At 34.7% G+C, this 12,868-nt stretch carries 9 protein-coding genes; 6 read left to right on the top strand and 3 right to left on the bottom strand.

Going from position 1 to position 12,868, the window contains the following annotated elements:
* Window positions 1-30 precede the first annotated feature (30 nt).
* Together LNP19_RS02230 and gldJ are read right to left on the bottom strand one after the other, a co-directional pair.
* A complete protein-coding gene (locus LNP19_RS02230) occupies window positions 31-1,317 on the bottom strand; it encodes a UDP-N-acetylmuramoyl-tripeptide--D-alanyl-D-alanine ligase (RefSeq protein WP_230063152.1) in 1,287 nt (428 codons plus the stop codon).
* A gap of 58 nt (window positions 1,318-1,375) precedes the next feature.
* Window positions 1,376-3,055, bottom strand: a complete 1,680-nt coding sequence (gene gldJ / locus LNP19_RS02225; RefSeq protein WP_230063151.1) for a gliding motility lipoprotein GldJ — start codon at window positions 3,053-3,055, stop codon at window positions 1,376-1,378.
* Window positions 3,056-3,534: 479 nt separating this feature from the next.
* Between gldJ and porV the strand changes: the two genes are divergently transcribed.
* The 4 genes from porV to LNP19_RS02205 all read left to right on the top strand — a co-directional run bounded on the left by porV (window position 3,535) and on the right by LNP19_RS02205 (window position 8,039).
* Window positions 3,535-4,710, top strand: coding sequence for a type IX secretion system outer membrane channel protein PorV (porV, locus tag LNP19_RS02220; RefSeq protein ID WP_230063150.1), 1,176 nt, complete (start codon window positions 3,535-3,537; stop codon window positions 4,708-4,710).
* A gap of 79 nt (window positions 4,711-4,789) precedes the next feature.
* Window positions 4,790-5,272, top strand: a complete 483-nt coding sequence (cdd, locus tag LNP19_RS02215; protein ID WP_230063149.1) for a cytidine deaminase — start codon at window positions 4,790-4,792, stop codon at window positions 5,270-5,272.
* Between the two features lie 143 nt (window positions 5,273-5,415).
* Window positions 5,416-6,414 carry a pyruvate dehydrogenase (acetyl-transferring) E1 component subunit alpha gene (pdhA, locus tag LNP19_RS02210; protein WP_230063148.1) on the top strand — a complete coding sequence of 333 codons (999 nt, stop codon included), beginning with the start codon at window positions 5,416-5,418 and terminating at the stop codon, window positions 6,412-6,414.
* A 5-nt stretch (window positions 6,415-6,419) separates the two neighbouring features.
* Window positions 6,420-8,039: a dihydrolipoamide acetyltransferase family protein gene (locus tag LNP19_RS02205; RefSeq protein WP_230063147.1), complete on the top strand. Its 1,620-nt coding sequence runs from the start codon at window positions 6,420-6,422 to the stop codon at window positions 8,037-8,039.
* 57 nt (window positions 8,040-8,096) lie between these two features.
* Here LNP19_RS02205 and LNP19_RS02200 read toward each other — a convergent pair whose 3' ends face one another.
* A complete protein-coding gene (locus LNP19_RS02200; RefSeq protein ID WP_428979035.1) occupies window positions 8,097-9,332 on the bottom strand; it encodes a glycosyltransferase in 1,236 nt (411 codons plus the stop codon).
* 120 nt (window positions 9,333-9,452) lie between these two features.
* Between LNP19_RS02200 and LNP19_RS02195 the strand changes: the two genes are divergently transcribed.
* A complete protein-coding gene (locus LNP19_RS02195; protein ID WP_230063146.1) occupies window positions 9,453-10,034 on the top strand; it encodes a MiaE family protein in 582 nt (193 codons plus the stop codon).
* A gap of 53 nt (window positions 10,035-10,087) precedes the next feature.
* Complete coding sequence (locus LNP19_RS02190; RefSeq protein WP_230063145.1) at window positions 10,088-12,811, top strand: AsmA-like C-terminal region-containing protein; 2,724 nt, start codon at window positions 10,088-10,090, stop codon at window positions 12,809-12,811.
* The last annotated feature ends 57 nt before the right edge of the window (window positions 12,812-12,868 follow it).

The following is a 12,868-nucleotide window of genomic DNA, read 5'->3' as shown; positions in this document are numbered from 1 at the left end:
GCTAATGCATGATGGCTTTATATATATTATCTATCCTAGAAAATCTAGCGTTCGTTCCAAAGCCATTCCTCTCGAACCTTTTATTAAAATAGTACTTTCTTTATATTTTGTCTTAGCTAAATCAGCAGAAAAATCTTCAAATGTATTATAAAATTTAAAGTTGAGTTTTTCAATTTTACTTGCATAAAATTCAGAACCTATAAAACAACACTCTGCTTTTTCTTCATCTAAAAGCATTTGAACTATAGCTCGATGTTCCTGTTGACTTTCTTTTCCTAACTCAAACATATCTCCTAAAATCATAACTTTATTTGGATTCTTGAGTTGCAGAAAATTTACAATTGCCACTTCCATACTGCTGGGATTTGCATTGTAAGCATCTAAGATTATTTCATTTGAACCCTTAGTCAACAGTTGAGACCTATTATTTTCTGGTATATAATTTTCCAAAGCCTCCTTAATAGACAAATCCTCTACCCCAAAGTATTTCCCTATAGCAAGTGCCGCATTCAGATTATTAGCATTATAAAGCCCAATTAAATGCGAAGAAATAACAGTCTCATTATAACAAACTTCTACAAAAGGATCTGCCTTTATTGAACCTATACTTACAGCCACGTTATCCCTTTTTACACCAAAAGAATAAGTCCTCAATTTTATTGATCTCTCAACTTGAATAGGATCTTCCATATTAATGAAAGCTAATTTATCATTCTTGGAAAGATAGTCATACATCTCACTTTTGCCCTCAATAACTCCCTGCACACCACCAAATCCTTCTAAATGTGCCTTACCAAAATTAGTAATATAACCATAATCTGGCTGGGCTAGTTCGCACAAAAATTGAATTTCTTTTTTATGATTAGCTCCCATTTCTACAATCCCAATTTCAGTATTTGAATTAAAAGACAGTAAAGTCAAAGGAACACCAATATGATTGTTAAGGTTTCCAACAGTAGCTTTGGTCTTATACTTTTTAGAAAGTACAACTTGAATTAATTCCTTTGTAGTTGTTTTACCATTACTCCCTGTAAGTGCAATAATAGGCAGTTTAAGATATTGTCTATGAAACTTAGCCAATTCCTGAAGAGTAATTAAGCTATCTTCAACTAAAATAGTTCTCTGATCAATATAGTAATCTTTATTATCAATTATGACAAATGACGCTCCCTTATCTAAAGCTTCTTTTGCAAAAGTGTTAGCATCAAAACGTTCGCCTTTTATAGCAACGAATAATGAATTCACTTCAATTTTACGCGTATCGATTGAGACCGACTGGCATTTTAAAAATAAACTATGAATGTAACTGATATCCATTTCAAAACGATTCAAAAAAATAAAAGCCCTAATCAAAGGGCTTTATTTTATAATTTAATTAATTTCTAGGTGATTTTCTTTTTTCAGCTTTTGGACCTACTCTTGACATTGCACATCTAAATCCGATATAATCTGTAGCCATATCTTGAGGGAAATACCTTCTTTGAGCTGGATCCAACCAATAAGCTCTGTCTCTCCAAGATCCCCCTTTATAAACTCTTACCTTATCATTTATTAAAGTAGTTCTCTTACTTGACTTATCATATTTTCTAACCATTAACCCTAAACTGTCAGTTGTAACATTATGTTTAGGCGAGTTATACATATTTTTATCAGTCGTTGCTTTGTCATTTTCAGACTCAGAAGATCCGAAATTATAAAACTTAGACGATTGTTTGTCACCGTCTCTGTAACCAATATTATCACTCTTATCAAAATTCTGTCTCAAATAAGTTTCTTGCTCATCAACTGGAACTTGTGCAATTTGACCAGGAAAGTTTCTCGCAATTATTTTTCCATTACTTAATGTGTCATACTTGATATTATCTTTGGTAACAATCTCTACTTTACCGTCTTTTCCTATTTTATTTTTGGTATAAAGATTCCCTCTAAAGTAATTGAAATCATTTGCTTCATTATCGATTACAGGTCTGTATACATCGGCAACCCATTCTGCAACATTTCCTGCCATATCATACAAACCAAAATCATTAGCAGGGTATTTTTTAACCGCATTAGTTATATCAGCTCCATCATCAGACCAACCTGCTATACCTCCGTAATCACCATTTCCTTGCTTAAAGTTAGCCAATTGATCTCCCTTATTCTGTCTTTTTCCAGAACGAGTGTAACCACCAGACCAAGGGTATTTCTTTTGCCCTTTATAAATATTGTATTCTCTTTGCCCTACATCTGCTGCAGCTGCATATTCCCACTCAGCTTCTGTTGGAAGTCTATATTCAGGTAAAATAATTCCTGAAGAACGTTGCGCATATACATTTTTTTGTTCAATTACAGCACCATCTTTTCCTGTTTTAGGTTTCTTTCCAACTCCTTTTTTCAGAACAACTTCTTCATTCCCTCCGTAAGTCATCGTTGGGGCATTCAAATAAGTTTCTGTACTAAAAGAACTTTCAGCAGAAACATCATTTGTTTTTGCATTCTTTTTAAGATAACCGTTCTTTTCTAATATCGCCTCGTTAACACGATCTGTTCTCCATTTACTGAATTCAACTGCTTGAAGCCAATTAACACCTACAACAGGATAATCAGCATAAGAAGGATGTCTTAAATAATTATTAGTCATCGTCTCATTATATCCCAATCTATCTCTCCAAACAAGTGTATCTGGAGATGCGCCTTCATAAATATGCTTATAGTTATCTTCGGTTGGAGGGAAAACATTTTTCAACCAGTCCAAATATTCCAAATACATAAAATTAGTCACTTCAGTCTCATCCATATAAAAGGACTGGACATGCTGCTGTGTTGCAGTATTGTTCCAATCATGCATTACATCATCCTCTACTTTACCCATAGTAAAAGTTCCGCCTTCGACGAAAACTAAACCTGGACCCGCAACTTGTTTTTTATTAGCTGAAGCTTTTTTACTGTCAACATTCCAACCAGTAGCCCTAGAAGCACTTTTTGAGCTGGATTTCTTACTACAACTGGCTAAACCAACCATCAGTAACATTGATAACATCAATCGTAAAGCCATAATTTTGTTTACTTTCATACTCTTTTGGGGTGATATTTTAAGTGGCGCAATATAATAATTAACCATTAATTTGCAACACCATTCTAGATTATTTTAATCTGATAACTTGTATACTCTACAGCATACAAAACAAACGCAAATTTATACTTTTTATTATTTATTTACATATCAAATGGTAATTTTTTACATATTATCAAATTTCTTTTAACAAGTAAGCTTCAGAAAATTTCTTCAATTAAATCAAACCTCTACTTCTTGATATTTTAAAACCAAATAGAAAAACAAAACAACTATTGGATATCAGCTTAATTAAACAAAAATACACCTCTCGAATAACAATATTAATCCAAAAAAGAAGTTATCAATTGATATCCTTTAAATGTATTTAACCATACTAAAAAAAGCTATTATTTCATTTTATTTCCTTTAAAACAACAAAACCTAAGAACTATATAACAGTTAAATAACTATATTTGTTCAATGAACACCTAATCATAATGAGAAAACTAATACTCTATACAATTTGTTTGTTTTCATTTTCTTTTATCAAAGGACAAGAAAGAACAATCAATCCCGCAGTACCTTTCTTAATGGTAGCTGCCGATGCCAGAGCCGCGGGTATGGCCGATATTGGCGTTGCAACTTCTGCAGATGCTTTTTCTCAGCAATGGAATCCAGCAAAATATGCGTTTTCGACTGAAAAACAAGGCCTTTCCATAAGCTACACTCCCTATCTTACAGATTTAGCAAACGACATCTCTCTAGGGCAATTAACCTATTACAATAAAATTAGTGAACGAAGCGCCTTTGCAGGAAGTCTACGTTTTTTTGGCTTTGGCGACATTGAGCTAAGGGAAAACGCATTTGACGACCCCAGAACCGTTTCTCCAAATGAATTTGCCTTAGACGGATCTTATTCCTTAAAATTAAGCGAAAAATTCTCCATGGCCGTTGCGGGTAGATACATTCGTTCCAACCTAAAAGTGATATCAAATGATGGTGACGCATCAGCTGCAAATTCATTTGCAATAGATGTAGCCGGTTTTTACCAATCAGAAGAAATCGTTTATAACAGTTTCAATGGAAGATGGAGAGCCGGATTTAACATCCAAAATCTTGGTCCAAAAATTAGCTATGACAATGACGAAATAAGTTCTAATTTCTTACCAGCTAATTTAAAGATTGGAACCGGATTTGATTTCATACTAGATGACGCAAATAAAATTGCCTTGAATCTTGAATTTAACAAACTACTCGTCCCAACCCCCCAGAATTCAGACATAAATGGAGACGGAACAATTAGCGGACCCGATGAACTTGCCTTACTAAACAAAAACAAGGCCGATTACAAAAAAATAGGATGGGCTTCCGGAATCTTTAAATCATTCGGAGACGCACCAGACGGATTCAAAGAAGAATTACAAGAAATTACATACGCCGCAGGAGCCGAATATCTTTACCAAGATTCATTTGCCATTCGCGCAGGCTATTTTCATGAAAACCCCTCAAAAGGAGCGCGAAAATATTTTTCACTTGGCGCTGGATTTAAATACACTACAATTAAGGTAGACGTTTCTTATTTATTCTCGGCATCCAAAATCCCAAATCCATTAGAAAATACTTTGCGTTTCTCTCTTACTTTTAACTTTGGAGACAAATACGATCAATATTAACACCTTACAAAACAACATTAAAAATCCAAATTTCAACATTATGAAATTTGGATTTTTTTACTAAAAAAAGCACCTTTAAATGAAAGAAATATCCATTGTTAGCAAATTCTCAGTTTATGAGTCAACATCAGAATTACCAAATGACATCCAAAACCTCATGGAAAAAGCAGTCAGCATTAGAAAAAAAGCATACGCTCCTTATTCAAAATTTAGAGTAGGAGCTGCCCTTCTTTTAGACAATGGAGAAATTGTTTTAGGTTCAAACCAAGAAAACGCAGCCTATCCTTCGGGACTTTGCGCAGAACGTGTGGCTATATTTCAAGCGGGCGCAATTTTTCCTGAGGCAAAAATCATAAAAATGGCTATAACAGCAGCCTCCGACACCAACAAAACAATTGCTCCTATCCCTCCTTGTGGAGCCTGTAGACAATCTGTCGCCGAATACGAAACTAGGCAAGAATCTCCAATTGAAATTTATTTTATGGGGGAATCAGGCGAAATACATAAATCAGCATCGTTAAAAAACTTACTTCCACTTATGTTTGACAAAAAGTTCTTGTAAAAAGTCCAAAAATTAGCTTTTAAATTTTAGTTCTAAGTTGGAATGTCTTATTTTTGCGGTTCGCAAATTTGTGGGAGGAAACTATTTTGCGTCATAGGTACTAGTTGATAACACAATAAAACTTTAGCAAAAGAACAATTGAGATGAAAGAAGTTACAAAAGAGGTTTATTTAAAGTGGTATGAAGATATGCTACTTTGGAGAAAGTTTGAAGACAAACTTGCTGCACTATACATACAACAAAAAGTTAGAGGTTTTCTACACTTATACAACGGTCAAGAGGCTGTACTTGCAGGTGCGCTACATGCCATGGACTTGACAAAAGACAAAATGATTACTGCTTATAGAAATCACGTTCAACCAATAGGAATGGGTGTAGACCCAAGACGTGTGATGGCTGAACTTTTAGGAAAAGTTACCGGTACATCTAAAGGTATGGGTGGATCTATGCATATCTTCTCTAAAGAGCACCGTTTTTACGGAGGTCATGGAATCGTAGGAGGTCAAATCCCTGTAGGAGCTGGATTAGCTTTTGCAGATAAATATTTCGAAACTGGCGGAGTAACAATGACCTATTTTGGTGATGGAGCTGCACGTCAAGGTTCGTTACACGAAGCTTTCAACATGGCTATGCTATGGAAACTTCCTGTTGTTTTTATTGTTGAAAACAATGGTTATGCAATGGGAACTTCTGTAGAAAGAACTGCCAATCATACTGATATTTGGAAACTTGGATTGGGCTATGAAATGCCTTGCGGTCCAGTTGACGGAATGAACCCTGTGAAAGTAGCTGAAGCAATGACTGAAGCTATCGACAGAGCACGTCGTGGTGACGGACCTACTTTCCTTGAAATGAAAACATATCGCTACAGAGGACACTCTATGTCTGATGCTCAATTATACCGAACAAAAGAGGAGGTTGAAGAATACAAAAAAATCGACCCTATCACTCAAGTGTTGGATGTAATCAAAGATCAAAAATACGCTACTGAAGAAGAAATTGAAGCGATTGACCAAAGAGTAAAAGACTTAGTCGAAGAATGTGCAACTTTTGCAGAAGAATCTGATTACCCACCAATTCAACAACTTTACGACGTAGTATACGAACAAGAAAACTATCCTTTTATACCTCATAAACTATAATCAATATGGCAATTAAAATAACAATGCCTCGTTTGAGCGATACTATGACGGAAGGAACAGTAGCAACTTGGCTAAAAAAAGTGGGAGATAAAGTTTCAGAAGGAGATATCCTAGCTGAAATTGAAACTGACAAAGCAACAATGGAATTTGAATCCTTCAACGAAGGGACCTTATTACATATAGGTATTCCAGAAGGAGAAACTGCTCCAGTAGACTCTTTGCTGGCAATCATAGGAAAAGAAGGAGAGGACATCTCTTCTTTAATAAGTGGAGATTCGGCTGCTGCTCCTGTTACAACTGAAGTAAAAAAAGAAGAAGTTGCAGTAACTGCAGCTCCTACAAGCACAACACTTCCTAAAGGAGTCGTAGTAGTAACTATGCCTCGTTTAAGCGACACAATGACCGAAGGGACTGTAGCCACTTGGTTGAAAAAAGTAGGGGATAAAGTTTCAGAAGGAGATATTTTAGCTGAAATTGAAACCGACAAAGCAACAATGGAATTCGAATCCTTCAATGAAGGAACATTATTATACGTAGGAATCGAAGAAGGAAATACAGCTCCAGTTGATAGTCTTTTAGCTATCATTGGACCTGCAGGAACAGATGTAAGCGGAATCGCTAGCAATTATTTAGCTGGAGGAACTCCTCAAGCCGCTCCAGTTGCCGAAGAAGCTAAAGCTGCTCCAGCTACAACTTCGGCTCCAGTGACTCAAGAAGCTCCTGCAGACGGAGGAAGAATCTTAGCTTCTCCATTAGCAAAGAAAATTGCTTCTGACAAAGGAATCCAATTAACTCAAGTTAAAGGTTCTGGAGAAAACGGACGTATCGTAAAAAGCGATATCGAAAACTTCTCTCCCGCCGCCGCTCCACAAGCTGTTGCTGCTGCTGCCAAAACTGAAACTGTTGTTGCAGCTGCACCACAAGTTTTTGTTCCAGCAGGAGAAGTTTATACTGAAGAAATCAAAAATTCACAAATGCGTAAAATCATTGCGAAACGTTTGGCAGAATCTTTATTCACTGCACCACATTACAACTTAGTTATAGAAGTAACTATGGATGAAGCAATGAAATCTAGAACAACTATCAATAGCGTTCCAGATACCAAAGTATCTTTCAACGATATGGTAATCAAAGCTTGTGCTTTAGCATTGAAAAAACACCCAAAAATCAACTCGCAATGGAAAGAAGATGCTATCATCATCAATCACCATGTAAACATTGGAGTTGCCGTAGCTGTTGAAGACGGATTAGTTGTTCCTGTATTGAAATTCACTGACGCTATGAGTTTATCTCAAATTGGCGCTAGTGTAAGAGATCTTGCCGGAAGAGCTAAAAACAAAAAACTAGGACCACAGGAAATGGAAGGAAGTACTTTCACTGTTTCTAACCTAGGAATGTTTGGAATCACTGAATTCAACTCTATCATTAACCAACCTAACTCTGCTATCCTTTCAGTAGGAGCTATCGTAGAGAAACCAGTGGTTAAAAACGGACAAATTGTTGTAGGAAACACAATGATGTTATCTCTTGCTTGTGACCACCGTACTATCGATGGAGCAACTGGAGCACAGTTCTTGCAAACATTAAAACAATACATTGAAAACCCAGTGACTATGCTTGCATAAGTACTGATTCAATATAAATCTAAAACCCGTCTCGTATAAAACTTGACGGGTTTTTTGTTAATTTTTATTCTTCTCCTCAATCCACTTTGACATGTATTTAGTACTTCTTAAAGTATGATGTTGCAGCAATTCACCCATAAAATTATTTAGGCGATGCTGCTTTATATTCGAAACTAAAAACTCCATTTGCTTAGCAAAATCATCTTCAAACAATGTTCTCAAATAACGTTGCTTAATTATTATTGAACCATTTTTTTGAGCTTGAAGCCAAATCTCTTTATCATGATACAATCCTACAGCTTTGTTAGCAAAAACTTCCGGCATATCTTCCACAAAACCATTCCAAGGTAAATTGGCCTGCATCGATTCGGCTCCAATAGAAGTCGTGACAGATGGCGTTCCACACTGCATTGCTTCTAATAATTTTCCTTTAATTCCGGCGCCAAAACGCAAAGGCGCTAAAACAACTCGGGATTTTGAGACCACGGTATTGGCATCATCAGCGCGACCTTGAATCAAAAAACCTTCTTTAACATTATTTAATTGCAATACTTTTTGAGATGGATAAGCACCATAAATATTTAAAACTGCTTCTGGCAATTGTTTTATAATTAAAGGCCAAATGGCTTCTTTTAAATATTGAACCGCATTCCAATTGGGTTCGTGATAAAAATTACCAATAAAAACAAAATCCTTTCGTTCTTCAAATGAGGCTAATTCACTCAAATTTGGCATTTCATAAGAATTTAACAAAAGAGGCAAATAATACAACAGACTATTATCTATTTTAAAAACAGTCGCCAACAACTCCATTTCATATTCCGAAATTATCAAAGATAAATCGCAACGTAAAATACTAGCGATTTCTCTTTTGGCAACTTCTTCAACTAACAAATCTTGAGTTTGAAAACTTCTCTTTTCTTTAAAAGTTTTTTGTCTTGCTAATCGCAAACAATGCAAATCTTCGGTATCTAAAATTCGCAACGCATCGGGACAATTTTCCGCAACCCGCCATCCAAATTGTTCTTCCATCATAAATCGATCAAATAGTACAACGGAAGGATTTAATTTTTTTATAAAGTCGTCAAAACTGGAATTATTTAAAGCTATAGCAACTTTTTCAATTCCAAAATTATTGAAATCAATCATATACTCGCTGTCCTGAGCCGGGCTAGTAAAAGTGACTTTATAACCTTGTTCTTGAAACAAAGAAATCAACTGCATCATCCTGCTACCTGCCGCCGAAGAATTGGGCTCAGGCCAAACAAAACCAATTATTAAAAGCGATCGCATCTGATATATACCATTAAAAAGTTATTCCTGCAAAATAATGGTATTTCAACGGCAATTCCTTCATTTATAATAAAAATCAACAAGAAAACACTAATTTTGCTGCAATTAAATTTAAGGATTATGTTAGGATTAAAATTAGCAACAGACCCAAGATGGGTGAATATAGTAGAATCGAATATCGAGGAAATTTTGACCGATCACGCTTGGTGCGAACAAAAAGCCGCTTCTAATGCAATTAGTCTTATTACGCAAAATTCTGAAAAAGAAGAATTAGTTACTGAGCTAATGATTATTGCTCAGGAAGAAATAGATCATTTCAAAATGGTTCATGATCTTATCAAAGAAAGAGGACTTATTTTTGGACGAGAACGTAAAGACAGTTATGTAAACGAACTTTTTAAATTCATGAAAAAAGACGGAAGTCGCAACGATGCTTTATGCGAACGTTTACTATTCTCGGCTATGATTGAAGCCAGAAGTTGCGAGCGTTTTAAAGTCCTGTCAGAAAACATCAATGATCCTGAATTAGCTAAATTTTACCGCGATTTAATGATTAGTGAGGCGGGACATTACACGACCTTCTTAGGGTTTGCTAAAAAATACGCTGATAATGTTGACGTTGACAAACGTTGGAAAGAATGGATTGACTATGAAACTTCCATCATTGTAAATTACGGTAAAAACGAAACCGTTCACGGTTAAATTCTTTTTTATCAAAACCCATTTTATATATCTTCTAAACAACAACAGCCTTTATGTCATCGAAAAAAAATATTTTCTTTAAAACCCTGAAATACATAGGTTTCTTTCTTGCAGCAATACTGGTTTTAATGATTGCAACTCCATATCTTTTTTCGGATAAAATTAATACGGAAATCAAAAAAATTGCCAATGAAAAACTAAACGCAAAACTAGATTATTCCACTTCTAATGTGTCTTTTTTTCATCATTTTCCATCATTAACAGTAACATTAAATGACTTTAATCTTAACGGTTCAGCGCCCTACGAGAATGAAAAATTAATTACTGCAAAAGAAGTCTCATTTGGGATAAATATTTCAAGTCTTATATTTAGCAAAACCGTAAAGATTGATGAAATTTTCTTGTCCAAATCTTTTATTAATGTAAAAGTAAACAAAGATGGATTTGCTAATTACAACGTTTATAAAGCGGAAACAAAAACAACAGAAAAAAAACAAGAAGACAGCGCTTTAAAATTAGAAAAAATTGTAATCGAAAACAGCCAAATCGTTTATGATGATTTATCAACTAAGCTGCATTTAGACATTTTTGGATTTAATTACTTAGGAAAAGGAGATTTGAGTAAAGCGGTTTTTGATTTATACTCCAAAGCAAAAATTGACAAACTGAATCTTCTGTACGAAAATGAACCTTATTTGATGAACAAAAAGGTAAATGCTGATTTAATTACTAAAATAAATACTAACTCACTTTCGTTACTTTTTGAGCAAAACGATTTAAAAATAAATGATCTTCTGGTAGATTTCAAAGGTAAATTTGATTTCCTCAAAGAGGGTTACAACATGGATTTTATTCTGAAAGCGGTCAACAGCAATCTGAATGATCTTTTCACCGCCTTTCCACCAAAGTACATCACCTGGCTTAACAAAACGGACTTAAGAGGAAAGACTGACTTTCTTTTAACGTTAAAAGGAAATTACATTGCTTCAGCACAAATTGCTCCTGAACTTAATCTCGATTTAAAAATAAAAGAAGGTTTTGTAAACTACAATAAGAGCACAACACCGGTAACGAATCTAAATTTAGATTTTTCGACCAAATTACCTTCTCTAAATCCAGAACTTCTGATTGTGGATCTGAAGAATCTATCCTTGAATATTGACAAAGACTATTTAAAAACTAAAATCTTTAGCAAAGGAACCAGCGTTCCTGAAATCGATGCTATTCTAGATACTAAGATCGATTTAGAAAAACTAAACAAGGCAATTGGAATTCCTGATTTAGAACTAAAAGGAATGCTAATTGCCAATGTAAAAGCCAAAGGAAAATTCGATCAAAAAAACGGCCTTTTTCCTGTAACAGATTTTGAACTTAACTTAAAAAACGGATATCTAAAAACAAAATACTATCCAAACCCAATTACAAATATTGAAGTTGTTTCAACTATTTCCAACCCAAAAGGAACCTTTGATGATTTAAAAGTAACTACAAAACCGGCACAATTCACTTTTGAAGGTAATCCCGTTTTTGTAGAGGCTGATTTAAGTAACTTCAACGATCTCAAATACGATATTGCAGCCAAAGGAACCTTAGATATTGGTAAAATCTACCAAGTTTTTTCTCAAAAAGGTCTCGATGTTAAGGGTTTTATTAAAGCCGACTTAACTTTGAAAGGAAAACAAAGTGATGCCAAAAAAGGGAATTATTCAAAACTTAAAAATAGTGGAACGTTAGAAATACGCAACATAGAATTAGCTTCTGAATATTTGCCAAAAACATTTCTTATCAAGGAAGGAATTTTTAAATTCAATAATGACAAGATGCGTTTCAATACTTTCTTAGCTTCTTATGGTCAATCTGATTTTAAAATGAATGGCTATTTACAAAATGTATTCAATTTTATTGCTTCAAAAAACGGCGTTTTAAAAGGTTTTTTTACCCTGAATTCTAAATACATTAATGCCGATGAATTCATGTCGAGCACTGTAACAAATACAACCGAAGTCAACCAAACAACCGCAGAAAAAGGTGTTATCGTAATCCCTACTAATCTTGATTTACAATTTCAAGCCAATGCGCAAAAAATAGCCTTTAACGAACTTAAGATCAAAGACGCTAAAGGAACATTGAAAATGAAAAACGGCTCACTAAGTATGCAAAATACCGGCTTTAACTTGATAGGTTGCAATGTTGCTATGGATGCCAATTATAAAAGTAACACTACTAAAAAAGCGGAATTTGATTACCATATTAAGGCAACTGATTTTGATATCAAAAGAGCCTATAACGAAGTAAAACTTTTTAGAGAAATGGCAAGTGCCGCTGAAAAAGCGCAAGGAATTGTATCTTTAGACTATAATCTAAAAGGCAGACTGGATGCAAATATGGAACCGATACTTCCCTCTTTGGCTGGAAGCGGAGTGATTTCTGTAAAAAACATCAAACTATATGGGATGAAAATGTTTAGTACCGTGGCTAAAAAAACAGAAGTTGACGAAATAAAAAATCCAGAAATAAACAAAGTTGACATCAAGAGCTCCATCAAAAATAATATAATAACATTAGAAAGATTCAAGTTTAAGTTTGCCGGATTTAGGCCAAGAATAGAAGGAACAACCAGCTTAGACGGAAAACTAAACTTAAAAATGAGATTGGGACTACCTCCTTTAGGAATCATTGGCGTACCATTGCTTATCACCGGAAACAAAGACAATCCCAAAGTAAAAATAGGTCGGAAATCAGAGGATTTGGAAGAAACAGAAGATAGCTCAGATTAATTTTTACTCTAAATCAGGAATATAAACAATCCCTTTTACTGTTGTAAAATAGAAATT

This window comes from Flavobacterium acetivorans (genome assembly GCF_020911885.1).
Taxonomy (GTDB): Bacteria; Bacteroidota; Bacteroidia; order Flavobacteriales; family Flavobacteriaceae; genus Flavobacterium; species Flavobacterium acetivorans.
The sequence above is the reverse complement of the archived record's forward strand: the minus strand, read 5'-3'. Positions and strand labels throughout refer to the sequence as shown.

What these genes read in the sequence shown, in the direction of transcription:
- LNP19_RS02230 (WP_230063152.1), bottom strand. Translation starts at nt 1,317, where the DNA reads ATGGATATCAGTTACATTCATAGTTTATTTTTAAAATGCCAGTCGGTC.
- gldJ (WP_230063151.1), bottom strand. Translation starts at nt 3,055, where the DNA reads ATGAAAGTAAACAAAATTATGGCTTTACGATTGATGTTATCAATGTTA.
- porV (WP_230063150.1), top strand. Translation starts at nt 3,535, where the DNA reads ATGAGAAAACTAATACTCTATACAATTTGTTTGTTTTCATTTTCTTTT.
- cdd (WP_230063149.1), top strand. Translation starts at nt 4,790, where the DNA reads ATGAAAGAAATATCCATTGTTAGCAAATTCTCAGTTTATGAGTCAACA.
- pdhA (WP_230063148.1), top strand. Translation starts at nt 5,416, where the DNA reads ATGAAAGAAGTTACAAAAGAGGTTTATTTAAAGTGGTATGAAGATATG.
- LNP19_RS02205 (WP_230063147.1), top strand. Translation starts at nt 6,420, where the DNA reads ATGGCAATTAAAATAACAATGCCTCGTTTGAGCGATACTATGACGGAA.
- LNP19_RS02200 (WP_428979035.1), bottom strand. Translation starts at nt 9,332, where the DNA reads ATGCGATCGCTTTTAATAATTGGTTTTGTTTGGCCTGAGCCCAATTCT.
- LNP19_RS02195 (WP_230063146.1), top strand. Translation starts at nt 9,453, where the DNA reads ATGTTAGGATTAAAATTAGCAACAGACCCAAGATGGGTGAATATAGTA.
- LNP19_RS02190 (WP_230063145.1), top strand. Translation starts at nt 10,088, where the DNA reads ATGTCATCGAAAAAAAATATTTTCTTTAAAACCCTGAAATACATAGGT.